Genomic DNA, 25,595 nt, shown 5'->3' on the forward strand with positions numbered 1-25,595 from the left:
GTAGGGAGGTGCAAAGGCCCTCGGAGCCAGCTTTCCCTCCCTATTCGCTATTCGCTTCCCAAAAACTCTCTCGCCCGGCGGAACACTTCTGCGAACATCGTTTCCGTCAGCCGGCCCGTATTCGTGTTGTATCGCGAGCAGTGATAGCTGGAGAAGATTCGCAAGGAGCCTGCGGTCTGGGCTGCGCCGTGGGAGAAGGGAAGTTCGCGCGCGCGGCAATCGAGGGCGCGCACCGTCGCCTGGTGGGCGATGGTGCCCAGTGTCACCACCGCCTTGAGATTGGGGAAGCGCGCCAGGGTGGGCGTGAGGTAGTGCCTGCGGCAGGTGGCCACCTCGCTTCCCGTGGGCCTGTTCTCCGGCGGTACGCAGCGCACCGCGTTGGTGATGGCCGCATCGACAAGCTGCAGCCCGTCGTCAGGCCGCGCGTCGAAGGCGCCGCGCGCAAAGCCGAAGCGAATCAGGGTGTTGTAGAGCAGTGTGCCGGCGAAATCCCCGGTAAACGGACGGCCCGTGCGGTTGGCGCCGCGCAGGCCCGGCGCCAGGCCAACAACGAGCAGCCGAACCGCCGCGTCTCCCTGTGGCGGCACGAAGGTGGGCACCGGCGCGTTGAACCATTCCGGCTCGCGCGCCCGCCAGCCGGCAATGAAGGCGGCGAGGCGCGGGCAATGCGGACAGTCCCGAGGCGGTTCCGCCGGCAGGTTCATCCTGCCTCGTTGGATTCGAAGTCGTCGTGATCGTGACGGCGCATCGTGCGCTCGGAGGGATCGCGGCCGATCTCCTGCTGCAGGGAGGCAAGGTCGATGAAGCTGTCCGCCTGCCGGCGCAGCTCGTCGGAGATCATCGGCGGCTGCGATTGGATGGTGGAAACGATGCTTACCTTGCGCCCCTTGCGCTGCAGCGCCTCGACCAGCGTGCGGAAGTCCCCGTCGCCGGAGAACAGCACGTAGTGGTCGACCACATCCACCAGCTCAAGGGCGTCGATGGTCAGCTCGATGTCCATGTTGCCCTTGATCTTGCGCCGTCCGCTGGAGTCGGTGAACTCCTTGGCGGGCTTTGTGACCACCTTGTAGCCGTTATAGTCGAGCCAGTCGATGAGCGGCCGGATGGAGGAATATTCCTGATCTTCCACCAGCGCCGTGTAATAATAGGCGCGCAGCAGATAGGCTCTCTTCTGGAAGCTGGCGAGCAGTTTGCGGTAGTCGATGTCGAATCCGAGCGCGCGGGATGTGGCGTAAAGATTCGCGCCATCGATGAACATCGCGATCTTTTCGCGGGGGTCGAACATGGTGCAAATATCCTTCGTGGCAATCGGCTGCGCGGAATAGCTTGTGGCGCCATCTACACAGCCGGCGCCTAACCGTCCAACATACCAACTGACATAGTGCGGTCTTGTATTAATGCCAATGCAAATTAATTTAAGGGAAATGGAAAATCCATCGGGTGCTGCGCGGAGCGATGGTCGCCCTTTCGTGCGGAAGGGGGGCGGCGGCGCGGCGCATGATTGCGGCGAACCCTTGTCTTTTTTCTCTGGAATGGATAAGGACCGCGCAGGTTTTCCCACAAGTTTTGTGCATGAAAGGGGCAGACAATGGCCCGCGTCACCGTTGAAGACTGCATCGACAAGGTCGAGAATCGCTTCGAGCTCGTGCTCCTGGCCGGTCATCGGGCGCGTCAGATTTCTCAAGGCGAGCCCATCACCGTCGACCGCGACAACGACAAGAATCCCGTCGTGGCTCTGCGTGAGATCGCCGATGAGACGCTGTCGCCCGGCGACCTGAAGGAAGCGCTCATCCACTCGCTTCAGAAGCATGTGGAAGTGGACGAACCGGAGCCCGACCTGCCCGTCATCGCCGACCAGTCGGGCGATTCCCCGGAAGCCGATGCGCCGGACGAGGCTTCGGTCTCCTTCGACCGCATGAGCGAGGAGGAGCTGCTTGCCGGCATCGAGGGGCTGGTTCCGCCGGAGAAGAGCGACGATTTCTGATCGCACACGGCGCGCCGCGCACCCTTTTGCGTCGGCTCGCGAGGGCCTATCCTGCCGGTCCCTGTCAACATGCGCCGTGTGGCCCACACGGCGCATCTTTTGCGTGTGAGGAGAAGCCCCGATGATGCGTCAGTACGAGCTTGTGGAGCGCGTGCAGCGCTACAAGCCTGACGTCAACGAGGCGCTTCTGAACAAGGCCTATGTCTATGCCATGCAGAAGCATGGCCACCAGAAGCGTGCCTCGGGCGACCCGTACTTCTCGCATCCGCTGGAGGTGGCGGCCATCCTCACCGACATGCATCTCGACGAGTCGACCATCGTGGTCGCTCTCCTCCACGACACGATCGAGGACACCACGGCCACGCGCGCCGAGATCGACGAGCTGTTCGGCCCGGACATTGGCCGGCTGGTCGAAGGGCTGACCAAGCTCAAGAAGCTCGATCTGGTCTCCACAAAGGCCGCCCAGGCGGAAAATCTGCGCAAGCTGCTGCTGGCCATCTCGGAGGATGTGCGCGTCCTGCTGGTCAAGCTGGCCGACCGGCTGCACAACATGCGCACGCTCGACCACGTGCCGCCGCACAAGCGGCTGCGGATCGCCGAAGAGACGATGGAAATCTATGCGCCGCTGGCCGGGCGCATGGGCATGCAGGACATGCGCGAGGAGTTGGAGGAACTCGCCTTCCGCTATATCAACCCGGAAGCCTTCCACACCGTCACGGAGCGGCTTGCCGACCTTCTGGAACGCAACCGCGGCGTCATCTCGGAGATCGAGGAGGCGCTGGCGCATCTGTTCGAGAAATACGAGATCAGGGCCACGGTGAAGAGCCGGCAGAAGAAACCCTGGTCCGTCTTCCGCAAGATGGAGACGAAGGGGGTCTCCTTCGAGCAGCTTTCCGACATTTTCGGCTTTCGCGTCATCGTGGACACGGTGGAGGACTGCTACCGGGCCCTGGGCGCCATCCACACCACGTGGTCGATGGTGCCCGGCCGCTTCAAGGACTATATCTCGACCCCAAAGCAGAACGACTACCGTTCCATCCACACCACCATCGTCGGGCCGTCGCGCCAGCGCGTCGAACTGCAGATCCGCACCAATGAGATGGACCGCGTGGCCGAGTATGGCGTGGCCGCCCATTCCCTCTACAAGGACTTCGGCTCCAAGCCCAACGGTCCCGCCCACCGCATCTCCAAGGACACGAAAGCCTATGCGTGGCTGCGCCACACAATCGAGGCGTTGTCGGAGGGCGACAATCCCGAGGACTTCCTCGAGAACACCAAGCTGGAGCTGTTTCAGGACCAGGTCTTCTGTTTCACGCCCAAGGGGCGGCTGATCGCGCTGCCGCGCGGCGCAACGCCGATCGACTTCGCCTATGCCGTCCATACCGATGTGGGCGATACCTGCGTGGGTGCGAAGATCAATGGTCGCATCATGCCCCTCATGACCGAGCTCAAGAATGGCGACGAGGTGGAGATCATCCGCTCCAAGGCGCAGGTGCCGCCGGCCGCCTGGGAATCGGTGGTGGTGACGGGCAAGGCGCGCTCGGCCATCCGCCGCGCCACCCGAAATGCCATCCGCAAGCAATATTCTGGGCTTGGCAGCCGCATACTGGAGCGCGCCTTCGAGAGGGCAGGCAAGACCTTCAGCCGTGACATGCTCAAGCCCGTCCTGCACAGGCTGGCACGCAAGGACGTGGAAGACGTGCTGGCAGCCGTCGGCCGCGGCGAGCTTTCCAGCCAGGATGTCGTCCACGCCGTCTTCCCCGATTACAAGGACGAGCGCGTGACCCAGAACCCGCCGGCGCGGGAGGAGGGCTGGTTCAACCTGCGCAACGCCGCGGGCATGCTGTTTCAGATCCCGGGGCGTGCCGGGCGCAGGGGGCGCAAGGACAAGGGCAAGGAGCAGGCCGGCGACAATGCGGCGCTTCCCATCCGCGGCGTTTCCGGCGATCTGCCGGTGCGCTTCGCCCCGGAGGGCGCGGTGCCCGGAGACCGCATCGTCGGCATCCTGCAGCCCGGTTCTGGCATCACGATCTATCCCATCCAGTCACCGTCGCTGACGGCCTTCGACGATCAGCCCGAGCGCTGGATCGACGTGCGCTGGGACATCGACGAGAACATGAAGGAGCGCTTCCCCGCCCGCCTTTCCGTCACCGCCATCAACGAGCCCGGCTCGCTGGCCGAGATCGCCCAGGTGATCGCCTCCAACGATGCCAACATTCATATGCTTTCCATGGCGCGCACGGCACCCGACTTCACCGAGATGATCTTCGATCTCGAAGTGTGGGACCTGAAGCATCTCAACCGCCTCATCTCCCAGCTCAAGGAGATGGCCTGCGTGAGCGATGTGCACCGTGTCAACGGATAGGGATAGGCATCAAGGGCGACACGTCGTCTGTTGCCCTGCCGCGCGCGATATTACATAGAACCCGAGATGGTTGCCGGCTCGCGGAAGCGCCCGTTAACGCGAAGCAGCTATGCTCGCGTCCGGGTGGCATGGCGTTTGGGCCCGATGGTATTGGGAAATGCTGTTCAGACGAAGAAAGAACGCCGATTTCTGGGAGCGCGTGAGGACACTGGTGTGGCCGCGGCGCTCCTTTTGGCGCTCGGCACGCTATTTCGCGAAGCGGGCACTGCGGCTGCGCGCCACGCCGCACGCCATCGCGGCGGGCATTGCCGCCGGCGCCTTCGCCTCCTTCACGCCCTTTCTGGGCTTTCACTTCGTGATCGCGGCGGCGGTCGCCTGGGTGATCGGCGGCAATCTGGTGGCCTCTGCCATCGGCACCGCGGTGGGCAATCCGCTCACCTTTCCCTTCATCTGGGGCGCCACCCTTGAGCTTGGCAAGCTCATCCTCTATGGCCGCCATCCAAGCAGCATCGGGCCGATGGACATCGGCCATCTGCTCTGGAAGCTCGAGTTCTCGAAGCTGTGGGAACCCTTCATCAAGCCCATGGTCGTCGGGTCCCTGCCGCTCGGCATTGCCGCCGGGCTCATCTTCTACGTTCTCACGCGCTGGACGGTGGCAGCCTTTCAGGAACAGCGGCGCAGGCGCCTTGCGGAGCGGGCGCGCCGGCGGGCGCTGGCGCAGTCCGGCGCCAAGGCCATGGCAGGATAGGGCAGCATGATTATCGGGCTCGGCAGTGACCTCATCGACATCCGCCGCATCGAAAGGACTCTGGAGCGGCACGGCGAGCGCTTCACGCGCCGCGTCTTCACCGAGGTGGAACGCGCCAAGTCCGACCGCAGGCGCGAACGCGCGGCTTCCTATGCCAAGCGATTCGCCGCCAAGGAGGCGTGCGCCAAGGCGCTCGGCACCGGCCTTTCGCGCGGTGTCTTCTGGCGCGACATGGGGGTGGTGAACCTGCCGGGCGGCAAACCGACCATGGAGCTGACCGGCGGCGCGGCGGCGCGGCTGCGGGCCATGGTGCCGGCCGGCCACCGGGCGCTCGTCCACCTCACCATCACCGACGACTTTCCCCTGGCCCAGGCTTTCGTCATCATCGAGGCCGTGCCGGATGTGTGACAACGGGCAACATGAAACTGAAGCGCAAGCGCATTGCCGTGAGCGCCGCCAGCCGATAAGACGAGGCGCCGACAAGGGCCGGGCACGAGCCTCGGCCCGGCGCAAACCGAGGACGACATGAGCGTGGCCGACAGATCCAGGAAAAAATCAGGCGGGCTTGGAGAGACCGTCAGCGTCATCGTGCAGGCGCTGCTGCTTGCCCTCGTCATCCGCACCTTCTTTTTCCAGCCTTTCTCGATTCCTTCCGGTTCAATGCGCCCGACGCTTCTGGAGGGCGACTATCTGTTCGTCACCAAATGGGCCTACGGCTATTCGCGCTACTCCTTCCCCCTCTCGCCGCCGCTGTTTTCGGGGCGCATCTGGGCCGGACAGCCCGAGCGCGGCGATGTGGTGGTCTTCAAGTTTCCGCCCAATCCGTCTCTTGACTACATCAAGCGGGTGGTGGGGTTGCCGGGCGACCGCATCCAGATGCGCGACGGCGTTCTCCACATCAATGGCGCGCCTGTTCGGCGCGAGCTGATCGGCCAGATCGACGATCCTGACATCACGGAGATGTCGCGGCCCGTCGACGTCTATCGCGAGACGCTGCCCAACGGGGTTTCCTACGAGACGCTGGACCTGTCGTCCAACTCGGTGGGGGACAACACGCGCGAGTTCGTCGTGCCGGAGGGGCACTATTTCATGATGGGCGACAACCGCGACAACTCCACCGACAGCCGCTTCACCGTGGGCTTCGTGCCGGAGGAAAACCTCGTCGGCCGGGCCAACATCATCTTCTTCTCCATAGCTGGCGGGCACAGTCCGCTGGAAATCTGGCAGTGGCCCAGCGAGATTCGTCTTTCGCGACTCTTCACCTGGGTGGACTGAAGAGGCGCCATGGCTCCGAAACGCCCCACGGGAGAGCGGCTGGCCGAGGCGGTGGAAGGCAAGATCGGCATCGCCCTGCGCGATGCCGCACTTCTGGATGAGGCGTTCACCCATTCGAGCGCGCGCACCGGCGCCGACTATCAACGGCTGGAATTTCTGGGTGACCGGGTGCTGGGGCTGGCGGTTGCGGAGATGCTCTACGAGACCTTTCCCGATGCGCCGGAGGGCGAACTTTCCGTGCGTCTCAACGGGCTGGTGAATGCCGAGACGCTGGCCGCAATCACCGAGGAGCTGGGTCTGGCGGAGCTTATCCGCACCGGCAGCGACCAGCGCGCGCGTGCCGCGCGCAAGCAGGTCAACATGCGCGCCGATGTCTTGGAGGCACTGATCGCCGTCCTCTATCTCGAAGGCGGCTTGCCGACCGTCCGCCGCTTCGTGCGCGCCCATTGGGGCGAGCGCGCCAGGGCGGCGGAGGCGGCGCGCAGCGACCCCAAAACGGCGCTTCAGGAATGGGCGCATCGGGTCTGCGGCGCCACCCCGGCCTACCGGATCGAAGGGCGTGAAGGCCCCGACCATGCCCCCGTCTTTACCGTGACGGTTCACATTCCAGGCTTTGCGGAAGGCCGCGGCTCGGGCCGCTCCAAGCGCGAGGCCGAGCAGGCCGCCGCCACGCAGGTGCTGGTGCGCGAGGGCCAATGGGAAGCGTTGGAGAATGCCCCATGAACACGTCTGCCCCGCCCCCCGAAGAGCCCACCCGCTCTGGCTTCGTGGCCCTGATCGGCGCCACCAATGCAGGCAAGTCGACCCTGGTCAACCAGCTCGTCGGCGCCAAGGTCTCGATCGTCACCCACAAGGTGCAGACGACGCGCAGCCTGGTGCGCGGCATCGCCATGCATGGCCGCACGCAGATCGTCTTCATCGACACGCCGGGCATCTTCCGCCCGCGCCGCCGCCTCGACCGGGCGATGGTGACGAGCGCCTGGGGCGGAGCACGCGATGCCGATATCGTTGCCCTCATCGTCGATGCCGAGCGCGGCTTCAGCGGCGAGCCGGAGGCGATCCTCGACAAGCTGGCCGAGGTGCGCCAGCCGCGGATTCTGATTCTCAACAAGATCGACCGCGTGAAGCGGGAAGCGCTTCTCGTGCTGGCGGACGAGGCCAACAGGCGCGCCGATTTCGAGCGCATCTTCATGGTCTCCGCCCTCAATGGCGATGGCTGCGCGGACATTCTGGATTATCTGGCCGCGCGCCTGCCCGAGGGGCCGTGGTACTACCCGGAGGATCAGATCTCGGATCTGCCCATGCGCCAGCTCGCTGCCGAGATCACCCGCGAGAAGCTCTATCTGCGTCTGCATCAGGAACTGCCCTATGCCGCCCATGTGGAGACGGAGAAATGGGAGGAGCGCAAGGACGGCTCGGTGCGCATCGAACAGGTCATCTTTGTCGAGCGCGACAGCCAGAAGAAGATCGTGCTCGGCCACAAGGGTGCCGCCATCCGCGCCATCGGCCAGGCTGCGCGCGAGGAGCTAGCAGCCATCCTGGAGAAGAAGGTGCACCTGTTCCTTTTCGTGAAGGTGCGCGAGAAATGGGGGGACGACCCCGAGCGCTATCGGGAAATGGGGCTGGAATTTCCCGGCTAAGGCATTTTGCAGCCAGATGGAGTCATCTGGCGTCGCACAAATGCGGCAAAACAAATAGATAGACCGGATCAGCGTTTCATTGAAACGATGAACCGGTCTAGGGAGAAAAGCCGCCCATGGAATGGCATGACGAAGGGATCATCCTGGGCAGCCGCCGCCACGGCGAGACCAGCGTCATACTGGAAGCGATGACGGCCGCCCACGGGCGGCATCTGGGGCTGGTGCGCGGCGGGCGTTCGCGGCGCCTGCAACCCGTGCTTCAGGCGGGAAACAGGGTGGCGCTCGTCTGGCGCGCACGGCTCGACGAGCACCTCGGCACCTTTCAGGTGGAGCCGCTGGAGCTCAATGCCGCGCGTCTGCTCGGTTCCGCGCTTGCCGTCTATGGCATCCAGACGCTGGCTGCCCACCTGCGGCTTCTGCCCGAGCGCGACCCGCATCCGGGTCTCTTCGAGACGCTGGGCGTCGTGTCTGCCCATCTCGAAGAGCCCGAGGTCGCAGGGCGCCTGATGGTCCGTTTCGAGCTCGCCATCCTGGAAGAGCTGGGCTTCGGCCTCGACCTTTCGCATTGCGCGCTGACGGGAAGGCGCGAAGGGCTTGCCTATGTCTCGCCCAAGACGGGCCGGGCCGTGACCCGCGATGCAGGAGACGCCTGGCAGGACAGGCTTCTGCCGCTGCCTTCCTTCCTGACCGCACCCTCCGAAGCGCTGTGCGATGCCGCAGCGCTTAAGCAGGCTTTCGCGCTTACGGGCTTCTTCCTGCACCGCCACGTCTACGAGCCGCGCGGACTCGCCGAACCCGAGGCGCGATCGGGCTTCATCGCGGCGCTGAGCCGCGGCCTGGGGGAGGCTGCGCCGTAGGCTTTCTACTCCGCCGCCGCAATGGCCGGCCTGTCGACCGGCTTTTCCTCAATCGGCCAATGCACGATGGCGGCGAAGATGCCGAGCGCCACACCCAGCCACCACACCGGATCGTAGGAGCCGAACTGGTCGTAGAGATAGCCGCCGAGCCACACGCCCAGGAAGGAGCCCACCTGGTGGGAGAAGAAGACGATGCCGCCCAGCATCCCCAGATAGCGCGTCCCGAACATGACGGCGACCAGCGCATTGGTGGGCGGCACCGTCGACAGCCACAACAGGCCCATCACGATGGCGAAGACGACAACGCTGGTTGGCGTCTGCGGCAGCAGCAGAAAGGCCGTCACGGCAACGGAGCGCCCGATATAGATCAGCGCCAGAAAGATCTGCTTGGGATAGCGCTGGCCGATGAAGCCGGAAGCCAGCGAGCCGATGATGTTGCAGAAGCCGATCAGCGCCAGCGCGATCACCGCATAGCGCGCGTCGATGCCGATATCGCCGATATAGGCTGGGAAATGCGCGGTGATGAAGGCCACCTGAAAGCCGCAGACGAAAAAGCCGGAGACGAGCAGCACGAAGCTGCGATGGCCGAACGCCTCGCGCAGGGCGGCTGCGAACGACTGCTCGAACTCGACCTGCCTTATCCTCGCGCTGCTGGCATTGCCGGTCAGCGGAATGGCGAGAACCGGAATGATGAGCATGGCGGCGCTCATGTAGATCAGCGTGTCCGACCAGCCGAAAGCGTCGATCAGTCCCTGGCTGATGGGCGCGAAGAGGAACATGCCGGCCGAACCGGCCGCCGTGCCGATGCCGAAAACGAGGCTGCGATTCTCTGCGGGCACGTTGCGGGCGAACGCCGCCAGCACGATGGAGAAGGAGCCCGCCGCCACGCCGAGCCCCACCAGCACACCGCCGCCGACATGGAGCATGAAGGGCGTGTCGGCCGTGGCCATGAGGAGGAGGCCCGCCGCATAGAGCAGCCCCGACAGCGCCAGCACGCGCCATGTGCCGAAACGGTCCGCTATGGCCCCGAACACCGGCTGGCCCACACCCCACAGAAGGTTTTGAATGGCCATGGCCAGCCCGAAGGTGGTGCGGTCCCAGCCCTTCTCCTCGAGCATCGGAAGCTGGAAGAAGCCCATGGCCGATCGTGGGCCGAAGGTCATCGCCGCGATGATGCAGCCGCAAATGATGATGAGCCAGGGAAAGGCGGGGGAGGCGGAGCGGGAAGGGGTGGTTTCGGCCATGGTGAACACTCGCTGTGGCGAAGAAACAGCAGGGCTGCACGGTGCCGGAACGTGCCAGGAATGGCGACGATCCGTCGCACGAAGGATGACTCCGCTATCGGGATAATTCAAACAAATAGATCGGGGTACTTTGTTCAACAATCTTGATGTAATGACGGGCGGGTGCATGACATCCGCCCGTCAATGGTGCCGCGTGTCAGGCCGCGCGACGGCGCGAGGCTTTCGCCGGCGTCTTCGGCGCTTCCTGGGGAACGAAGTGGACGTCGCGCTGCGGGAAGGGGATGGAGATGCCCTTCTCGTCGAAGGCGCGCTTGGCGGCCTCGGTCAAGTCGAAGCGCGTCTGCCAGAAATCGTTGGTGGCCGACCAGTAGCGCAGCGTCACAACCACCGCGCTGTCGCCGAGCTGGTCGACGAAGGTGACGGGCTCCGGGACGGAGACCACACGCGCGTCGGCCTGTGCCAGATCCAGGAGGGTCTTGCGCGCCATTGCGATGTCGTCACTGTAGCCGATGCCGATGGCCAGGTCGTTGCGCCGCAGCGCATTGCGCGAATAGTTGGTGATCGCACGATTCCACAATTCGCTGTTGGGAGCCAGAATGTAGACGCCATCGGCGGTCTTCAGCTCGGTTGCGAAAAGGCCGACCTCCTCGATGGTGCCGGCAATGCCGCCGGCATCGATATATTCGCCGACGCGGAAGGGCCTGAGCGCCAGGAGCATGATGCCCGCGGCGATGTTCTGCAGCGTTCCCTGGAGCGCCAGGCCGATGGCGAGGCCCACCGCGCCCAATGCCGCGACGATGCTGGCCGTCTGCACCCCGAACTGGGCAAGCACCGCCACCAGCACGACGGCGAGCACGGCATAGCGGACAGAGCCGGACAGAAAGCGCACCAGCGTCTCGTCGAAATTGGGCAGGCGGCGCAGCGCATTGCCCACCCATCGCTGCAGCAGGCCGGCGGCGAAAAGGCCAACCAGAATGAGAACGATCGCGCCCGCTACCGACAGCGTGTAGTCGATGGCAAGCTCGCTCAAATGGACGAGCGTGGTTTCCTGAGGCATGTGAGAAATCTCCGTTCAACCATGGCACACAAGTCGATCATGGCCGCACATGTCCGGTCGAGCAAACCGGGCGAACGTGGTTTCCGATGCCTTCCCGGGGCCTGCGCGGCATCGGTTCGCGGTGTCGATCCCCTGTGCGGTCGCATTTCGGCCTGTGGCCGGGCTAGGCGAAACTGGTGAACAAAAGATTGCGCGCACGGCCGGTCATGCTTTTCCCCCTGGCGGGTGGCGGCACCCATGCTATGAGTGGGCAAACTGTCTTAGGGGATATACCGAAACGCCCATGCCTGCCGACATTCGTCCGGCGCACCCGCGCGACATCGACGCGCTGCTTCTCATCGAGAACACGGTTTTCGAGACCGATCGCATTTCCCGCCGCTCCTTCCGTCGCTTTCTCGACGGATCCCGGGCAAGTCTGCTCGTGGCAGCGGGAGAGGACGGGGCGGTGTGGGGCTATGCCCTCACGCTGTTCCGCAGGGGCAGCGGGGTGGCGCGGCTTTATTCCATCGCCATTGCGCCCGGCCGGGCCGGCAAGGGCCTGGGCCGACACCTTCTCGCAGCGGCCGAAGCCACGGCCGAGGCACGCGGATGCCGCGTTCTGCGCCTTGAAGTGCGGGAGGAGAACGCCCGTGCCGTCGCGCTTTACGAACGCTGCGGTTTCCGGCCCATCGGTCGCAGGAACGGCTACTATGCGGATGGTGCGGCAGCGCTGCGCTTCGAGAAACATCTGAAAACGCGGAAGGAATCATGACCTGGGTCATTCTCACGGGCAGACAGAACGACCTTGACCAGACGGCAACGCCGCACAAGATCATCACCAGCCGCGATTACCTCGCCCATCCAGCGCTGTTTCGCGGGCAACGGCCGAAGATCATCAACCTGTCCAACAGCTATGCCTATCAGAGCCGCGGTTACTATGCCTCGCTGCTCGCCAGTTCGCGCGGACACCGCGTCATCCCCAGCGTGGAGACCATGATCGACCTTTCGGGCCGCAAGCTCTACGAAAACGCGCTGCCGGAGCTCGAACAGGCGCTTAATCGGTGCCGCAGGACGCTGGGCGGCGCGCTGCCGGCCTCCGTGTCGGTCTTTTTCGGCATCGGCCCCTCGCAGGCGTGGGACCGTTTCGCCCGGCTGCTGTTCGACTGGTTCCGCGCCCCGGCGCTGGAGGTGGCGATCAAGGATGGGGAATGGGCGCAGATTCGCCGCATCGGCTTCCTGCCGCTTGCCCGCATGAAGGCGGAGCAGAAGGCCCGTTTCGTGGCCTGCCTCGACACCTATACCAGCCGCCAATGGCGCGACACAAAGGCGCGTGCGCCGGCGCGCTACAGCTTTGCCACGCTCATCGACCCGCAAGAGGAGCTGCCGCCCTCGACCGTCGGCTCGTTGCGGCATTGGGCACGGGTTGCCGGCAGGATGGGGGTGGAGGTGGAGCCGATCACCCGCCGGGACCTGGCCAAGCTGGCAAACTACGATGCGCTTTTCATTCGCGAGACGACGGCGATCTCCAACCATACCTACCGCTTCGCCCGCCGCGCCCAGCAGGAGGGCATGCCGGTGATCGACGATCCGTTGTCGATGATCCGCTGCACCAACAAGGTCTATCTCAACGAGTTGATGCTGCACAACGGCGTGCCCGTGCCCCCGACGGTGATGATTACCGGCCCCGGGGATCTCGAGGCGGCCGCCGACAGGCTGGGCTTTCCCGTGGTCCTGAAAATCCCGGACAGCGCCTTTTCGCGCGGCGTGAAGAAGGCAGAAAACATGGCGGAGCTGAAGGCGCTGGCCACGCGCTGGCTGGAGGAATCCGATCTTCTCATCGCCCAGAAGTTCCTTCCCACAGCCTTCGACTGGCGGATCGGCGTGCTCGGCGGCGAGCCGCTCTTCTCCGTTCAGTATCTGATGGCCAAGAAGCACTGGCAGATCGTCAATCACGAGCGCCGCGGCAGGCCGGACGAAGGCGGCTTCCGCTCCTTCACATTGAAGCAGACACCGGCGGAGGTGGTGGACATTGCCGTGCGCGCCGCCCGCTGTATCGGAAACGGCCTTTATGGCGTGGACATAAAGGAGGCCCCCGACGGCATTCACGTCATCGAGGTCAACGACAACCCCAATCTCGACCATGGCTGCGAGGATGCGGGCGAGAAGGATGAGGTGTGGGTGCGCCTGACCCAATGGTTCATCGACCGGCTGGAGCGTCAGGGGCGGTAGTGGCGCCTTTCAGCCGCCGCCGGCTCGCATCGCCTCGATGGCGCGATACCGGGCGAGAAAGGCTTCCTGCGCCCGGCGCGCAGGAAGCGGGGCGAGATCCAGCGCCTCGGCGTTGAAGCCGCGCGGTCGGCCGAAGAAGCGCGCCGCCTCCGTCTCGGCGAAGCCCGCAAGCCGTGTCGCCTCGAAGAAGGCGGCGATGCGGTCGGCGCGCTTGATCTGCCTGACAAGGGCGGCCGGCGCTTCCGGCGGCAGGGCAAAGCGCAGGTGGATGGCGCGCTGCAGGCGCTTCTCCACGGACTTGTAGCCATCGCCGAGCGCCGCCTTGAAGGGAGAGATCATGTCGCCGATCACATATTCCGGCGCATCGTGCAGAAGGGCCGTCATCGCCTGGTCGGGCGACACCCGGCCGCCGAGCCGGCCGAAGATCTCCTCCACCAGAAGCGAGTGCTGGGCTACGGAGAAGGCGTGGTCCCCGGCCGTCTGCCCGTTCCAGCGTGCCACGCGGGCCAGCCCGTGGGCGATGTCCGTGATCTCGATGTCGAGGGGGGAGGGGTCCAGCAGGTCGAGGCGTCGGCCCGAAAGCATGCGCTGCCAGGCGCGCGGCGCCGTGGCTTTCGCCATCAGGCCGTCTCCGCCGCGCCGCCGCCTTGCAGCGTGAAGCCGGCATAGGCGGGCACGGAAAGCATTACCGGCACCGTACCGGCGAGCACCGGCTCTCCCGCCGCCAATGCCTCGCCCGCCCGGTCGACGCGCACGATGGCAAGGCCCGCCGTGCCGCACACGGTGCCGAGCGTGCCGAGGGGCCGCCCGCCCGCGGAAAGCGGTGTGCCGGAGGCCGGCAGCGCAGCCTCGCCACGCACGATCAGGAGCCGCCGCCGCGCGGTGCCGCGATGGTGCATGCGCGAGACCACCTCCTGGCCCACGAAGCACCCCTTTCTCAGACCCACACCGCCATTCTGGTCAAACAGGATGTCGTGGGGGAAGGCATCGCCCGGCGCATAGTCGTCGCCGCTCTCGGCCACGCCGTGCTCCACCCGCAGGCAATGCCATTGCCGGACTTCGGCATCGGCGCGCAGCGCAGCGCCGTAATGGCGCCGCACGTCGAGCGCGGCAGGGAAACGGCGATCGGCGAAGCCACTTGAATCAGTTTGTGAACCCGATGAATCGCTTTGCCATGAAGCATGGACAACACATTGTTCTTCAAGAGAAATATCCACTTTCGCCCGCAGCCGGTAGAGCATCATCCGCTTGTGGAAGTCCCGGGCTTCACCGGCACGGCAATCGAGGCGGAAGCCGCCCTCTCCCGTGCGCATGAGAAGGAAATCGAAAAGGATCTTGCCTTGCGGAGAAAGCAGCGCTCCCGGTCGCGCCTCCCCCTCGCCGAGGGCGGAGAGATCGGGGGTGATCACGTTTTGCAGCAGCGATTCCGCGTCCGGCCCGCTCAGCAGCAGGGCGGCGCGGTCGTCGATCTGAACGGTCGGCATGAACGATGCGGTCCCAAATCCGGTGAGGTTCGGCTTTCCGTCTAGTTAGGCGGCGCCGCGGCTATGGGCAAGGCCGCCCCCGCCGTGCCCGCAACTGCCGCGCGAGGGCCAAGATGGTCTGTGCGCTCCTGGCGCTCATCCCGCCATTGGCATAGTCGCGCCGGATGGCGGCCTCGATATCCTCGGCGACCTTGTCGAGCGTCGGCTGTTGCCTGGCTTCCTCGGTCCCGTAGATGTCGAAGAGGTTGATCCAGCGGTCCGTCTGCCGGCCGAACAGCATCAGCCGCTCGAAGGCGCCCTCTGGGTTGCGGCTGGCAAAAAGACCGAGCACACCGGCCACCAGGGAGAGCGGGCTCATTACCACGTCGCGTATCCCGTCGGCGAAGAGCTTTACCTGGAAGAGGACGACACGGCGCAGAAGCCGCGCCCGCCCGCCCTGACGCGCCTCGGAATGTTCGCGCATGCCTGCTGGACGGGCGAGGATGGTTGCATCGCGCATGTTGCCTCTCCTTCCTAGTCGCCGGCAAGAAAGAACAGCCAGTGCCCCTCCGGCGTGATTGCCGCACGATAGAAGATATAGGCACCGAAGTCTCTCATGTCTTCATAGTCGCCGGCGGTGATGAGCGTGAAAAGCTCGACCCGCTGGCTCGGCGTGAGCGCCTCCAGCGGCAGCGCGAAGAAATAGGGCCAGACATAGCGCTCCCGCGATGTGTCGGGATCGAGGCGCACGAAGCCCGCCTCCATGACCTCGAGCAGGATGGCCAGGATTTCGTGCCCCTCCGCATCGCCGGAGATCTCGCGCAGAAAGTCGATCGGGTCGCCCTGCAGCGCGCCGAGAGTGATCTGTGTCGCCTGCTGCCCGGTGCCCAGAAGCGGCCTCAGCCGTTCCAGGTCGCCGCTGCGCGCCGCTTCGAGGATGAGCCCGTGCATGCGCCGCACGGGTTCGGGCAGGCGGTCGAGGTCGTAGATCACTTCGGGCAGCGGCTGGTCGAGGCGGGTCTCGGGCCTTGCGGCATCTCCCGCCGGCGTGCCCTCGGGTGCTGGTGCCGGGGCGGCATCGACCTCTGCCTCCATGGGAAGAGGCGATGCGGGGCGCGCATCGCTCAGGGCCAGCGCCTGTGTCGCCAGGCCGCCAAGGGCCAGCGCCGCGACGGCTGCCGCCATATGGCGAGTGGATCGCAATAACATCCGCATCGGGCCACCTTCGCGCGTCTGTCCCGTCGGAGAGGATGAGCGGCCGTTGAAACCCGGCTCACTGAAGGGATACCCAAAGACAGGCTCGATCTCAATGGCGCGTGCGGTCGGGAAGGAATTCTCCCGCCAGCACGCGGGCGTGCATCTCTTCCAGAAGCGCCAGAAGCGTCGTCTCGTCCTCCTTCTTGCCGAGTTCGCGCAGGGCCGTGGCGAGCGCCGCCTCGGCGATGATCTGCGGCTCGATGCCGACCCACAGGCCCTCGGCCCAGGCCGCGCTGTGGCATTCCGCGCTGGTTGAGCGCTTCTCTTCCTCGATCTGTGCCTCGATATCGGCAACACTCATATGCATGGCAACCTCATACCCCTTGCGCCGGCACGGCCGTGCGCATTGTCCCTGGCACAGCAATAGCATGGCGAATGTGGCGGGGCGGGGACACCGTCGATCGAGGTTAACACCCGGTAAACAAAGGCGGTTTTGCATCCTTCGTGTTCTCCGTGTTAGGCATCTGCAGGCCCGTTCGGATCTGGAAGGACGACATGAGCGACGAAAAGGCCATCGAGACCCTTTTGAGAACGCAATTGAAAGCCTTTGCCATGCGTGACGCGCAGGCGATGCGCGACGTCTACACGCGGGATGCGGACTGGACCAATGCCTTCGGCCGCATGCTGAAGGGCAGGGACAGCATCGTCGCGTATCTGGAGGAGCTGTTCGCGGACCGGAATTTCTCCGATGGCGAGCTGGTCGGCGAGCCGCAGGTCGCGGTGCGGCCCGTGGCAGAGAATGTGGTGACGGCAAAGATACACACGCGGATCGAAGGTCAGCGCACGGTTGACGGCGGCACGCTTCCGGTACGCCACAACCACTCTCTCAAGGTGATCGTGCGCCAGGACGACGGAAGCTGGAAGATCGCCTCCGAAATCTACATGGATGCCCGCCGCGAGACCACCCACATCCACCCGCAATGACGGGGCTGGTGGTGCGATACCGGCAGATGGGTACCATCTGTTTCGGTCGGACCACCAGACCGGTTCATCTCTTTGTTGTTTTGCCGCATTTGTACGACGCCAGATGATTCCAACTGGCTGCAAAATGCGCTAGCCGCCGTAGCGCAGAACGATATCGCGCGTCAGCGCTTCGCCTTCCCTCATGTAGCGCTCGATGGATTGCCGCGCCGAGTCGGTGCAGTCCTCATAAACGGCGGCGAACGAGCGATAGCCGCGGTTGAAGCTTGCCACCAGCTTCTCCCGTCGCTCCTCGGAGGGCGTTTCCGCTTCCAGCAGGGCTTCCATCTGTGCGCGCCAGCCACCGTCCTCCTCCCCGCACAGGTGGCGCAGATAGTGGAGCGAGCCCAGAATTTCCGCCAGCCGCATGAGCTGCGCGTCATAGGGTGCATCGACGGCCCGCCCCGTGGTGCTGGCGGCCAGCAGGAGGGTGGCAGCGACAAGCAGGCGGAACAAGGGCCTCATGCCTCATTTCTCGCCGCGAAACGGCGCCGATGCAAGTCGGGAATTGCTATTTGCGGAGGCGGGCTGCCATTTTCTCGGCAACCGCGAGGGTGCTTGCGGTGACGGGCAGGGCGCGCATCTCCTCGATCGTGTACCAGCCGGCATGGTCGGCGTCGTCGGCGGCCACCGCCCGGCCGTGAACGCGATGCGCCCGATAGACCTTCAAGCGGTAGCAGCGCCCGTTGTCCCCCTCGACGGTCATCTCGCAGAGGGGGATGATCTCCTCGGCGGCAAGGCCCGTCTCCTCGCGCAGCTCGCGCAGGGCGGCCGCCTCGTCGCTTTCGCCCCTCTCCACCCGCCCGCCGGGGAAGGCGAACTGCCCGCGCGCCGGCGCCCGCGCGCGCCGGATCAGCAGAAAGCGCTCCTCCTGCATGGCCGCCACGGAAACAGCGTGGATAGGCTGCTCGTCCATCGTTGCATCCCCTGCGTGTCCCTTTACCTTAGCCGTGGTTCGCGGCGTGGCAACGTCGCCGCTGCATGGGGGAAGACGAAGGAATGTGTGGACGTTTCGCGCTGACGGCCGGCCCCGCCGATGTGGCAGCGGAACTGGGTCTTGCGGAGATCGAGGATTTTCCGCCGCGCTACAATATCGCGCCCACCCAGCCCATCCTGATGGTCGTGGGCGACGTGCCCCGCTCGCCTGGCTCCAACCGGCCCGCGGCCCGGGCGACGCTGGTGCGCTGGGGCTTCATTCCCTCCTGGGCGAAGGATCCCAGGGATATGCCGCTGCTGATCAACGCCAGGTCGGAGACCGCGGCACAGAAGGCCACCTTCCGCGCGGCGATGCGCCACCGCCGCACCCTCGTGCCGGCCAGCGGTTTCTATGAGTGGCGGCGCGGCAGCGCCGGCCGCTCCCAGCCTTTCTGGGTGCGCCCGCGCCAAGGCGGACCGATCGCCTTTGCCGGCCTCATGGAAACCTATTCGCAGCCCGAGGGCAGCGAGATCGATACGGGCGCTATCCTCACCACCGCCGCCAGCCCCGACCTTGCCGACATCCACCACCGCATGCCGGTGGTGATTCGCAGCGAGCATTATTCCCGCTGGCTCGATTGCGTGCGCTTCGAACCGCGCGATGTGGCCGATCTGCTCGCGCCGGTGGAAGAGGGATTTTTCGAGGCCGTTCCGGTCTCCGACAGGGTCAACAAGGTGGCCAATGCCGGGCCCGAACTGCAGGAGCCTGCCACTCAGGCCCCGAGGGAGAACGCAACAGGGCAGCTCCGGCTCCTGTGACGGGCCTTCGTTGCCGGCATGCCTTCTGCTCCACGGGCACCAGCCACGGGTCGCGAGTGCAAAGTCACCTCCGCGGCTCCGGGTCCGGGCCGTCCCGAGGCTAGATCTCTTCGCGCACCTGATACGGGCGCTTGGGCTCGTCCTTGCGCTTTGCCTTGCCCTTGCACAGCAGCGCGGCGTTGATCGCAGCGGGGCCGACCTTGCGGTATTCGTCGACGAGCTGCGCCTTCTTGCCGGGCTGTTGCCGGGGCTGGGCCTTGTCTTGCCTGGCGTCGTGTAGGGCCATGGTTCTTGCCTGGATTATGCTGTTCCTTCCCGGTCGAGCATCTGGGTGCCGATTCCGACAAATTCATGTCCTGGTTTCCCCGGACACCCTAACGCATGTGGCCGCTCCATAAAATTGCACCATCAGGCTTAACGCTTCCTTCACGTCTCGCGGCCGGTCGATTCTGGGTGCTTGACGCGGGCGCGCGTCGGGGCGATAAGGACGCCCATGAAAACGCGGTTCGCCATTATCGGCATTTGCATTATCGGCTAGCGCCTCTCGCTGGTCCGGTCGTTTTCGCCCTCTCTTCTTCCAACGAAAAACGCCCTGGCCAGCCGGCCGAGGCGACCGGCGTGCCACAGCGGCAGGCCTGTTTGTGTGTTCGGGAGACGGGACGAAGGATGTCTGACGGGTTCAAGGGACTGCGGGTCTACAACACGCTGACGCGGAAGAAGGAGGACTTCGTTCCCATCGACGCGACGAATGTGCGCGTCTATGTGTGCGGCCCCACCGTCTACGATTTCGCCCATATCGGCAACGCGCGACCGGTGATCGTCTTCGACGTGTTGTTCCGTCTGCTGCGCCATCTCTATGGCGAGGATCACGTCACCTATGTGCGCAACATCACCGACGTCGACGACAAGATCAACGCCCGCGCCCTGCGCGACTTCGGTGCGCAGATCGAGGCCGGCGCGCTCACCTTGAACGAGGCGATCCGCCGCGTCACGGAGAGGACGGCCCGCCAGTTCCACGCCGACGTGGCCGCGCTCGGCTGCCTTCCGCCCACGGTGGAGCCGCGGGCGACGGAGTTCGTGCTGCCGAGGCCCGACGGGCGTACCGATATGGTGAAGCTGATTCAGCGCCTCATCGATCGCGGCCATGCCTATGCGGCAAAAGGCGAAATCCTGTTCGACACCGCCTCCATGTCCGATTATGGCAGCCTTTCGCGCCGTCGCCCGGAGGATCTGAAGGCCGGCGCCCGCGTGGCCGTCGAGGCCCACAAGAAGAACCCGGCGGACTTCGTCCTGTGGAAGGAGTCGTCTGATCGGGAGCCCGGCTGGCAGGCGACCTTCACCATCGACGGCCGGCCGATGACGATCCGCGGCCGTCCCGGCTGGCATATCGAATGCTCGGCCATGTCGGCGGCCTTTCTGGGAGAGACCTTCGACATTCACGGCGGCGGGCTCGACCTCATCTTTCCGCATCACGAGAACGAGATTGCCCAGTCGCGCTGTGCCCATGGCACGCAGGCCATGGCCAATTACTGGATGCACAACGGCTTCCTGCAGGTGGAAGGCCGCAAGATGGCGAAGTCGGAGGGCAATTTCGTCACGATTCACGACCTCCTGCACACCGACACCTTCGGCGGCCGCCAATGGCCGGGCGAGGTTTTGCGGCTTGCCATGCTGATGACCCATTATCGCGAACCCATCGACTTCTCCCAGCGCAAGCTGGAGGAGGCGGAGGCCGTGCTCGACGGCTGGTATCGCGCGGTGGGCGATGTCTCCGAAGCGGGCATGATCTGCGCCGACACAAGGGGCGCGCTTCTCGACGACCTCAACACCACCGGCGCCATTGCCGCCCTGCACGAGCTGCGCGCCCAGGCCGCGAAGGGCAGCGAGGGGGCGAGGGCGAGCCTCAAGGCAAGCGCCGCCCTCATGGGGCTTCTGGGGCGGACGGCCGGGGAATGGTTTTCCGCCAAGGCGGCACGTGCCGATGTCGATGCCGCGGCGGTGGAAGAAAAGATCGCCGCGCGCCTTGCCTTTATCCGCGAGAAGAATTTCGCGCAGGCCGATCGCATCCGCGCCGAGCTTCTCGACAAGGGCATCCAGCTCATGGACTACAAGGACCCGGAGACGGGAGAGCGCAGGACACGGTGGGAGACGAGGCCGTGACCGGGGGAAGGGCGCAGGCTTTGGCGGTGCTGGCATGAAAAGGGAACGCATCTATCTGTTCGACACCACGCTGCGCGACGGGCAGCAGACGCCGGGCATCGACTTCTCGCTTGAGGACAAGATCGCCATCGCGTCCATGCTGGATGCGTTCGGCATGGACTACGTGGAGGGTGGCTATCCGGGCGCCAATCCCACCGATACGGCCTTCTTCGCCGAGAAGCGCACGCGGCAATCCGCCTTCGTCGCTTTCGGCATGACCAAGCGGGCGGGCGTGTCCGTGTCCAACGATCCCGGCCTTGCCGCACTTCTGCAGGCCGCGGGCGACGCCGTCTGCTTTGTCGCCAAGAGCTGGGATTTCCACGTGCGCCTGGCGCTGGGTTGCTCCAACGAAGAGAACCTGGAGTCGATCCGTGCCTCGGTCGAGGCGGCCCGCGCTGCCGGCAAGGAGGCCATGGTCGATTGCGAGCATTTCTTCGACGGTTACAAGGCCAATCCGGCCTATGCGCTGGCGTGCGCCAGAACCGCGTTCGAGGCGGGAAGCCGCTGGGTCGTGCTGTGCGACACGAATGGCGGCTCGCAGCCCGACGAGGTCCGCAGGATCGTCTCCGAGGTGATCGACGCCGGCATTCCCGGCGACCGCCTGGGCATTCACGCCCATGACGACACCGGCCAGGCAGTGGCCAACACGCTGGCGGCGGTGGAGGCCGGCGCGCGTCAGGTGCAGGGCACGCTGAACGGCATCGGTGAGCGCTGCGGCAACGCCAATCTCGTCACGCTCATTCCTACCCTGATGCTCAAGCCCTTCTACGCCCGGCGCTTCGAGACCGGCATCTCGCGCCAGGCGCTGCAGGACATCACCCGCCTCTCCCACGCCTTCGACGAGCTCCTGAACCGCGCTCCCGATCCTCAGGCGCCCTATGTCGGCGCCTCTGCCTTCGCCACCAAGGCGGGCATTCACGCATCGGCCATCCTGAAGGCACCGGAGACCTATGAGCATGTGCCGCCGGAGGCCGTCGGCAATGCGCGCCGCGTCATGGTGTCGGACCAGGGCGGCAGGTCGAACTTCATTGCCGAGCTGAGGCGGCGCGGTATCGCGGTGGACAAGGCCGATCCGCGCCTCGACACGCTCATTGCGCTGGTGAAGGAGCGCGAGGCACAGGGCTATGCCTATGAAGGCGCGGACGCGAGCTTCGAGCTGTTGGCGCGCCGCACCCTTGGCCGCGTGCCCGAGTTCTTCAAGGTAGACAGCTTCCGCTGCATGGTCGAGCGCCGCTTCGATGCCAGGGGAAGGCTGAAGACCGTTTCGGAGGCCGTCGTGCGCGTGACCATCGACGGCGAGACCCGCCTGTCGGTGGCCGAAGGGCACGGTCCTGTGAACGCCCTCGACATCGCCTTGAGAAAGGATCTAGGCAAGTACCAGGAAGAGATTGCCGACCTGTCGCTCGCCGACTACAAGGTGCGCATTCTGAACGGCGGCACGGAGGCGGTGACGCGCGTGCTCATCGAATCGCAGGATTCGACGGGCCAGCGCTGGTGGACGGTCGGCGTTTCGGACAATATCATAGATGCCTCCTTCCAGGCGCTGATGGATTCCATTGTCTTCAAGCTGGTGAGAAACCGCGAGGGGGCTGGCCTGGCGGCCGAGTAGGATACTCCCATGGCAGACCCTGTCACGCAGACGCCGGCAGCAGGCGACGACGAGTCGACGCGCGGCTTCCTCTTTGCCCTGACCGCCTATCTTCTGTGGGGCCTGTTGCCCATTTTCATGAAGGCGGTGGCGCACATCCCTTCCGCGGAGGTGGTGGCGCATCGTGTCGTCTGGTCGGTGCCGATCGCCGGTGCGGTTCTGCTCGTGCTGCGCCGCACCGCCGACTTCCGGCTGGCGCTGCGCACGCCGCGCATGCTGGCCATGGCCGCGTTGACGGCGGCCTGCATCACGGTCAACTGGGGCGTCTATGTGTGGGCCATCGCGGCGGGCCGCGCCGTGGAGACGGCGCTCGGCTACTACATCAATCCTCTGGTCTCCATCGCCATGGCCGCGGTTCTCTTGCGCGAGAAGCTGGGGGTGTTGCAGGTGGTGGCGGTGGGGCTTGCCGCTCTCGCCGTCGTCATCCTCACGGTCAATGCGGGCGGGCTGCCCTGGGTGTCGCTGGTGCTTGCGTTCTCCTTCGCCACCTACGGCTTCCTGCGCAAGACGCTGCCCATCGGCCCCAGCCAGGGCTTTTTCCTGGAGGTGCTGATCCTCAGCATTCCCGCCGCCCTCTATATCGCCTGGCTGCAGTGGACCGGGCAGGGCCATTTCCTGCCGTCCCGCCCGGCGGATCTGTGGCTGCTTCTGGCCTGCGGGCCGGTCACGGCGGTGCCGCTGCTGTTTTATGCCTTCGGTGCCAAGCTCCTGCGCTATTCCACCATTGGCATCATGCAGTATATCGCGCCGACCATGATCTTTCTCATTGCGGTCTTTGCCTTCAAGGAGCCCTTCGGCGGCGTGCGCGCCCTTGCCTTCGTGCTCATCTGGACCGCGCTCGTCATATACACCTGGCCGATGATCAGGGGGCAGTTGCGCCAGAGGCGCGGGGCGCCGGCCGCTTCTCCGGGCGAATAGGGGATACTTTTCGCGCGCTGCGGCCCCATATTGGAAGGAAACGGACGCCAGCCCGCAAAAAGGCTGCCGAAGGCTTTCGCGCGGTTGATGACGATGGGCTTTTTCTTGTCGCCCCCGTGAAAACAGGATAGACCGCATTAACTGGGCTTAGGGATCTGAATTGATGGCGAATACTGCCCGTAAGATATTGCTCTTCCTCGCCGGAATGGTGATTTTCGGCCTCGGGGCGGCATATTTTGCCGGCGTATTCGATCCGGCGGTCGAGCGGCAGCCTGAAGAGGCGGCAGCACGGCATGAAGCCGCGCCGGCAGCCCCGGCGGAAAGCACGGCAAAGACCGCCAGGCCGCTGGCCGAATCCGGCGATGCGCAGCCCGCGGGAGAGGAAGCGGAGACCGCTTCGAGCGAAGCGCAGGAAACCGTGGAGGAAGCGCAAGGTGCCGGGACGCAGCCCGAAGTGGTTGTGCCCGCCTTCGATCTTCTGCGTGTCGAGCCGGACGGTTCCATGGTCGTCGCCGGCAGGGCCGCACCGGGCGCGCAGGTGGAAATCCTGCGCGGTTCGTCGGTTCTTGCCACCACCCAGGCAGGGCCGCATGGCGATTTTGCCGCCGTGCTCGACCGCGCGTTGAAGCCTGGCGAGCACAACATCGTGTTGCGCTCCACCAATCAGGAAAATCTGGCTGCCACCTCGGTAGAGACGGCGATCGTGTCGATCCCCTCCGGTAAGAGCGGCGACGTCGTGGCGCTCGTTCAGCAGCCGGGCGAGCCGAGCCGCCTCATCACCGTGCCGCCCGCCCGGCAGCCGCAGGGCGGCGACGCCAGCCGCAAGCCGCCGGCGGCGGATGCAGGCCAAGGGGCGCGCGGTACGCAAGAGGCTCTCCCGCAAGGCGAATCGGACACAATGGCCGGTGAGGATGCCGGCCGCGGCCATGCCGACGGTTCCGGGAAACAGGCGGCCGGGGAAAGTGCGCCCGCCGCTCCCCGGCAGCAGGCCGGTGCCGGCGGGACCGGCGAAGAAAACGCGCAGGACGATGCATCGCCCACGAGCGATGCGTCTGGCACGGCAGGCGCCATGGCCGAAGCACGGGACGAGCCGGCCGCCGCCCGGTCCGAGGGTGCCGGCGCAGCCGGCGGGCAGCCGCCATCCGTGGCTTCCGAGGAGCGGCGGACCCGCGATGCCGGCCGAGTACCCGGAAACGCTGCTTCGCCCTTCATCGAGGCGGTTGAGATCGACGGGCGCGAGGTGTTCGTGGCGGGCAGGGCAGAGCCCGGCCGGCGCGTGCGCGTCTACGCCAACGACATCCTGCTTGGCCAGGCCACGGTAAGTTCGCAGGGCCGCTTTCTGGTCGAAACCGAGCGCGATCTGCCGGTGGGCGACTACATCATCCGCGCCGATGTTCTGGACCGCTCCGGCAAGGTGATCGCTCGCGCCGCCGTCCCCTTCCAGCGTCCGGCCGGCGAGCAGGTGGCTGCCGTGGCGCCCGATCAGCGCGGCGAAGCGTCATCCGTGGACAATGCCCGTGCGCAGTCCGTGCCCACCGATGCACGACAGGAAGACGGCGAGCGCCAGCCCTCGGGGGAAGACGGCGGTGTGGCGGAAGGTACCGCCGCGGCGCGTGAGGACGGGAATGCGGCGGCGTCTGGCGACATCACCCTGCCGGATCTGGGCGACACGGCGCTTGCGCCGGCCCTCGAAACAGCGCAGGGCGCGGTCATCATCCGCCGCGGCGATACGCTTTGGCACATTTCCCGCCGTGTCTATGGGCGCGGCATCCGCTACACCACCATCTATCTCGCGAATCAGGATCAGATCCGCGATCCCGATCTCATCTGGCCCGGCCAGATCTTCACGCTGCCGGGCGAGACCCGGGAAGGAGAGAGAGCCGATTTCGGCGCGCTTGGAGAAAGGGTCGTGCCGCCGGAAGCCGTGACGCGCGGCGCAGAGTAATCCCGCCGGAGGAGAGAAGGCCGGTCGTCGGCCCTTGAGGAGTATCTGCCGGAAGGTTTTTCCATTTGCAATTTCATCGTTCATCGTCTATCG

General features: G+C 65.5%; 28 protein-coding genes. 16 read left to right on the forward strand and 12 right to left on the reverse strand.

Going from position 1 to position 25,595, the window contains the following annotated elements; all coding sequences use genetic code 11:
* Positions 1-47 precede the first annotated feature (47 nt).
* Positions 48-704, reverse strand: a complete 657-nt coding sequence (locus NYR58_RS11030) for a uracil-DNA glycosylase (RefSeq protein WP_261520724.1) — start codon at positions 702-704, stop codon at positions 48-50.
* Positions 701-1,285: a LabA-like NYN domain-containing protein gene (locus NYR58_RS11035; RefSeq protein ID WP_261520725.1), complete on the reverse strand. Its 585-nt coding sequence runs from the start codon at positions 1,283-1,285 to the stop codon at positions 701-703. The genes NYR58_RS11030 and NYR58_RS11035 overlap by 4 nt, the downstream gene beginning before the upstream one ends.
* 303 nt (positions 1,286-1,588) lie before the next feature.
* Between NYR58_RS11035 and rpoZ the strand changes: the two genes are divergently transcribed.
* From rpoZ to recO, 8 genes are all read left to right on the forward strand, one after another.
* The gene (rpoZ, locus tag NYR58_RS11040) at positions 1,589-1,984 is read left to right on the forward strand and encodes a DNA-directed RNA polymerase subunit omega (RefSeq protein WP_261520726.1); all 396 of its coding nucleotides are present in this window, start codon (positions 1,589-1,591) and stop codon (positions 1,982-1,984) included.
* A gap of 121 nt (positions 1,985-2,105) precedes the next feature.
* Positions 2,106-4,349 (forward strand): RelA/SpoT family protein, encoded by a 2,244-nt coding sequence (locus tag NYR58_RS11045; protein WP_261520728.1) that lies wholly within the window; start codon positions 2,106-2,108, stop codon positions 4,347-4,349.
* Between the two features lie 157 nt (positions 4,350-4,506).
* A complete protein-coding gene (locus tag NYR58_RS11050) occupies positions 4,507-5,097 on the forward strand; it encodes a DUF2062 domain-containing protein (protein ID WP_261520730.1) in 591 nt (196 codons plus the stop codon).
* 6 nt (positions 5,098-5,103) lie between these two features.
* Positions 5,104-5,505: a holo-ACP synthase gene (gene acpS, locus NYR58_RS11055; RefSeq protein ID WP_261520732.1), complete on the forward strand. Its 402-nt coding sequence runs from the start codon at positions 5,104-5,106 to the stop codon at positions 5,503-5,505.
* A gap of 117 nt (positions 5,506-5,622) precedes the next feature.
* A complete protein-coding gene (gene lepB / locus NYR58_RS11060) occupies positions 5,623-6,372 on the forward strand; it encodes a signal peptidase I (protein WP_261520733.1) in 750 nt (249 codons plus the stop codon).
* A gap of 9 nt (positions 6,373-6,381) precedes the next feature.
* Entirely contained in the window at positions 6,382-7,095 is a 714-nt protein-coding gene (rnc, locus tag NYR58_RS11065) for a ribonuclease III (protein WP_261520735.1), read from the forward strand.
* Positions 7,092-8,012: a GTPase Era gene (gene era / locus NYR58_RS11070; protein ID WP_261520737.1), complete on the forward strand. Its 921-nt coding sequence runs from the start codon at positions 7,092-7,094 to the stop codon at positions 8,010-8,012. The genes rnc and era overlap by 4 nt, the downstream gene beginning before the upstream one ends.
* Before the next feature lie 116 nt (positions 8,013-8,128).
* On the forward strand, positions 8,129-8,869 hold the full coding sequence (gene recO / locus NYR58_RS11075) for a DNA repair protein RecO (protein ID WP_261520738.1): 741 nt from the start codon (positions 8,129-8,131) through the stop codon (positions 8,867-8,869).
* Positions 8,870-8,874: 5 nt separating this feature from the next.
* On the opposite strand, the gene NYR58_RS11080 is transcribed toward recO, so the two are convergent.
* On the reverse strand, positions 8,875-10,113 hold the full coding sequence (locus NYR58_RS11080) for an MFS transporter (RefSeq protein ID WP_261520739.1): 1,239 nt from the start codon (positions 10,111-10,113) through the stop codon (positions 8,875-8,877).
* Between the two features lie 196 nt (positions 10,114-10,309).
* Positions 10,310-11,170: a mechanosensitive ion channel family protein gene (locus NYR58_RS11085; RefSeq protein ID WP_261520742.1), complete on the reverse strand. Its 861-nt coding sequence runs from the start codon at positions 11,168-11,170 to the stop codon at positions 10,310-10,312.
* A gap of 283 nt (positions 11,171-11,453) precedes the next feature.
* Here NYR58_RS11085 and NYR58_RS11090 point away from each other — a divergent pair, with 283 nt between their 5' ends.
* Both NYR58_RS11090 and NYR58_RS11095 read left to right on the forward strand, forming a co-directional pair.
* Positions 11,454-11,921, forward strand: coding sequence for a GNAT family N-acetyltransferase (locus NYR58_RS11090; RefSeq protein ID WP_261520744.1), 468 nt, complete (start codon positions 11,454-11,456; stop codon positions 11,919-11,921).
* Positions 11,918-13,378 (forward strand): RimK family protein, encoded by a 1,461-nt coding sequence (locus NYR58_RS11095; RefSeq protein ID WP_261520746.1) that lies wholly within the window; start codon positions 11,918-11,920, stop codon positions 13,376-13,378. The genes NYR58_RS11090 and NYR58_RS11095 overlap by 4 nt, the downstream gene beginning before the upstream one ends.
* A gap of 9 nt (positions 13,379-13,387) precedes the next feature.
* Here NYR58_RS11095 and NYR58_RS11100 read toward each other — a convergent pair whose 3' ends face one another.
* The 5 genes from NYR58_RS11100 to NYR58_RS11120 form a co-directional block, all read right to left on the reverse strand.
* Positions 13,388-13,999 carry an HD family hydrolase gene (locus NYR58_RS11100; protein ID WP_261520747.1) on the reverse strand — a complete coding sequence of 204 codons (612 nt, stop codon included), beginning with the start codon at positions 13,997-13,999 and terminating at the stop codon, positions 13,388-13,390.
* Positions 13,999-14,862, reverse strand: coding sequence for a CAF17-like 4Fe-4S cluster assembly/insertion protein YgfZ (gene ygfZ / locus NYR58_RS11105; protein ID WP_261520748.1), 864 nt, complete (start codon positions 14,860-14,862; stop codon positions 13,999-14,001). The genes NYR58_RS11100 and ygfZ overlap by 1 nt, the downstream gene beginning before the upstream one ends.
* Before the next feature lie 61 nt (positions 14,863-14,923).
* Complete coding sequence (locus tag NYR58_RS11110; RefSeq protein ID WP_261520749.1) at positions 14,924-15,361, reverse strand: hypothetical protein; 438 nt, start codon at positions 15,359-15,361, stop codon at positions 14,924-14,926.
* Positions 15,362-15,375: 14 nt separating this feature from the next.
* A complete protein-coding gene (locus tag NYR58_RS11115; RefSeq protein WP_261520751.1) occupies positions 15,376-16,026 on the reverse strand; it encodes a hypothetical protein in 651 nt (216 codons plus the stop codon).
* Between the two features lie 121 nt (positions 16,027-16,147).
* Positions 16,148-16,405 (reverse strand): hypothetical protein, encoded by a 258-nt coding sequence (locus NYR58_RS11120; RefSeq protein ID WP_261520754.1) that lies wholly within the window; start codon positions 16,403-16,405, stop codon positions 16,148-16,150.
* A gap of 188 nt (positions 16,406-16,593) precedes the next feature.
* Between NYR58_RS11120 and NYR58_RS11125 the strand changes: the two genes are divergently transcribed.
* A complete protein-coding gene (locus tag NYR58_RS11125) occupies positions 16,594-17,022 on the forward strand; it encodes a YybH family protein (RefSeq protein WP_261520756.1) in 429 nt (142 codons plus the stop codon).
* Between the two features lie 129 nt (positions 17,023-17,151).
* Here NYR58_RS11125 and NYR58_RS11130 read toward each other — a convergent pair whose 3' ends face one another.
* Positions 17,152-17,523 carry a TIGR02301 family protein gene (locus NYR58_RS11130; RefSeq protein ID WP_261520760.1) on the reverse strand — a complete coding sequence of 124 codons (372 nt, stop codon included), beginning with the start codon at positions 17,521-17,523 and terminating at the stop codon, positions 17,152-17,154.
* Between the two features lie 46 nt (positions 17,524-17,569).
* The gene (locus NYR58_RS11135) at positions 17,570-17,974 is read right to left on the reverse strand and encodes an NUDIX hydrolase (protein ID WP_261520761.1); all 405 of its coding nucleotides are present in this window, start codon (positions 17,972-17,974) and stop codon (positions 17,570-17,572) included.
* An 83-nt stretch (positions 17,975-18,057) separates the two neighbouring features.
* Here NYR58_RS11135 and NYR58_RS11140 point away from each other — a divergent pair, with 83 nt between their 5' ends.
* On the forward strand, positions 18,058-18,792 hold the full coding sequence (locus tag NYR58_RS11140; protein ID WP_261520762.1) for an SOS response-associated peptidase: 735 nt from the start codon (positions 18,058-18,060) through the stop codon (positions 18,790-18,792).
* Between the two features lie 100 nt (positions 18,793-18,892).
* Here NYR58_RS11140 and NYR58_RS11145 read toward each other — a convergent pair whose 3' ends face one another.
* Positions 18,893-19,078: a hypothetical protein gene (locus NYR58_RS11145; protein WP_261520763.1), complete on the reverse strand. Its 186-nt coding sequence runs from the start codon at positions 19,076-19,078 to the stop codon at positions 18,893-18,895.
* 380 nt (positions 19,079-19,458) lie between these two features.
* Between NYR58_RS11145 and cysS the strand changes: the two genes are divergently transcribed.
* From cysS to NYR58_RS11165, 4 genes are all read left to right on the forward strand, one after another.
* Positions 19,459-20,952 (forward strand): cysteine--tRNA ligase, encoded by a 1,494-nt coding sequence (gene cysS, locus NYR58_RS11150; protein ID WP_261520764.1) that lies wholly within the window; start codon positions 19,459-19,461, stop codon positions 20,950-20,952.
* A gap of 34 nt (positions 20,953-20,986) precedes the next feature.
* On the forward strand, positions 20,987-22,600 hold the full coding sequence (gene cimA / locus NYR58_RS11155; protein ID WP_261520765.1) for a citramalate synthase: 1,614 nt from the start codon (positions 20,987-20,989) through the stop codon (positions 22,598-22,600).
* Positions 22,601-22,609: 9 nt separating this feature from the next.
* A complete protein-coding gene (gene rarD, locus NYR58_RS11160) occupies positions 22,610-23,557 on the forward strand; it encodes an EamA family transporter RarD (RefSeq protein WP_261520766.1) in 948 nt (315 codons plus the stop codon).
* A gap of 163 nt (positions 23,558-23,720) precedes the next feature.
* On the forward strand, positions 23,721-25,502 hold the full coding sequence (locus NYR58_RS11165; protein ID WP_261520767.1) for a LysM peptidoglycan-binding domain-containing protein: 1,782 nt from the start codon (positions 23,721-23,723) through the stop codon (positions 25,500-25,502).
* Positions 25,503-25,595 lie beyond the last annotated feature (93 nt).

Source organism: Chelativorans intermedius (assembly GCF_025398255.1).
GTDB lineage: Bacteria > Pseudomonadota > Alphaproteobacteria > Rhizobiales > Rhizobiaceae > Chelativorans > Chelativorans intermedius.

Coding starts and splice junctions, on each gene's coding strand:
- NYR58_RS11030 (WP_261520724.1), bottom strand. CDS start 704: ATGAACCTGCCGGCGGAACCGCCTCGGGACTGTCCGCATTGCCCGCGC.
- NYR58_RS11035 (WP_261520725.1), bottom strand. CDS start 1,285: ATGTTCGACCCCCGCGAAAAGATCGCGATGTTCATCGATGGCGCGAAT.
- rpoZ (WP_261520726.1), top strand. CDS start 1,589: ATGGCCCGCGTCACCGTTGAAGACTGCATCGACAAGGTCGAGAATCGC.
- NYR58_RS11045 (WP_261520728.1), top strand. CDS start 2,106: ATGATGCGTCAGTACGAGCTTGTGGAGCGCGTGCAGCGCTACAAGCCT.
- NYR58_RS11050 (WP_261520730.1), top strand. CDS start 4,507: ATGCTGTTCAGACGAAGAAAGAACGCCGATTTCTGGGAGCGCGTGAGG.
- acpS (WP_261520732.1), top strand. CDS start 5,104: ATGATTATCGGGCTCGGCAGTGACCTCATCGACATCCGCCGCATCGAA.
- lepB (WP_261520733.1), top strand. CDS start 5,623: ATGAGCGTGGCCGACAGATCCAGGAAAAAATCAGGCGGGCTTGGAGAG.
- rnc (WP_261520735.1), top strand. CDS start 6,382: ATGGCTCCGAAACGCCCCACGGGAGAGCGGCTGGCCGAGGCGGTGGAA.
- era (WP_261520737.1), top strand. CDS start 7,092: ATGAACACGTCTGCCCCGCCCCCCGAAGAGCCCACCCGCTCTGGCTTC.
- recO (WP_261520738.1), top strand. CDS start 8,129: ATGGAATGGCATGACGAAGGGATCATCCTGGGCAGCCGCCGCCACGGC.
- NYR58_RS11080 (WP_261520739.1), bottom strand. CDS start 10,113: ATGGCCGAAACCACCCCTTCCCGCTCCGCCTCCCCCGCCTTTCCCTGG.
- NYR58_RS11085 (WP_261520742.1), bottom strand. CDS start 11,170: ATGCCTCAGGAAACCACGCTCGTCCATTTGAGCGAGCTTGCCATCGAC.
- NYR58_RS11090 (WP_261520744.1), top strand. CDS start 11,454: ATGCCTGCCGACATTCGTCCGGCGCACCCGCGCGACATCGACGCGCTG.
- NYR58_RS11095 (WP_261520746.1), top strand. CDS start 11,918: ATGACCTGGGTCATTCTCACGGGCAGACAGAACGACCTTGACCAGACG.
- NYR58_RS11100 (WP_261520747.1), bottom strand. CDS start 13,999: ATGGCGAAAGCCACGGCGCCGCGCGCCTGGCAGCGCATGCTTTCGGGC.
- ygfZ (WP_261520748.1), bottom strand. CDS start 14,862: ATGCCGACCGTTCAGATCGACGACCGCGCCGCCCTGCTGCTGAGCGGG.
- NYR58_RS11110 (WP_261520749.1), bottom strand. CDS start 15,361: ATGCGCGATGCAACCATCCTCGCCCGTCCAGCAGGCATGCGCGAACAT.
- NYR58_RS11115 (WP_261520751.1), bottom strand. CDS start 16,026: ATGGCGGCAGCCGTCGCGGCGCTGGCCCTTGGCGGCCTGGCGACACAG.
- NYR58_RS11120 (WP_261520754.1), bottom strand. CDS start 16,405: ATGCATATGAGTGTTGCCGATATCGAGGCACAGATCGAGGAAGAGAAG.
- NYR58_RS11125 (WP_261520756.1), top strand. CDS start 16,594: ATGAGCGACGAAAAGGCCATCGAGACCCTTTTGAGAACGCAATTGAAA.
- NYR58_RS11130 (WP_261520760.1), bottom strand. CDS start 17,523: ATGAGGCCCTTGTTCCGCCTGCTTGTCGCTGCCACCCTCCTGCTGGCC.
- NYR58_RS11135 (WP_261520761.1), bottom strand. CDS start 17,974: ATGGACGAGCAGCCTATCCACGCTGTTTCCGTGGCGGCCATGCAGGAG.
- NYR58_RS11140 (WP_261520762.1), top strand. CDS start 18,058: ATGTGTGGACGTTTCGCGCTGACGGCCGGCCCCGCCGATGTGGCAGCG.
- NYR58_RS11145 (WP_261520763.1), bottom strand. CDS start 19,078: ATGGCCCTACACGACGCCAGGCAAGACAAGGCCCAGCCCCGGCAACAG.
- cysS (WP_261520764.1), top strand. CDS start 19,459: ATGTCTGACGGGTTCAAGGGACTGCGGGTCTACAACACGCTGACGCGG.
- cimA (WP_261520765.1), top strand. CDS start 20,987: ATGAAAAGGGAACGCATCTATCTGTTCGACACCACGCTGCGCGACGGG.
- rarD (WP_261520766.1), top strand. CDS start 22,610: ATGGCAGACCCTGTCACGCAGACGCCGGCAGCAGGCGACGACGAGTCG.
- NYR58_RS11165 (WP_261520767.1), top strand. CDS start 23,721: ATGGCGAATACTGCCCGTAAGATATTGCTCTTCCTCGCCGGAATGGTG.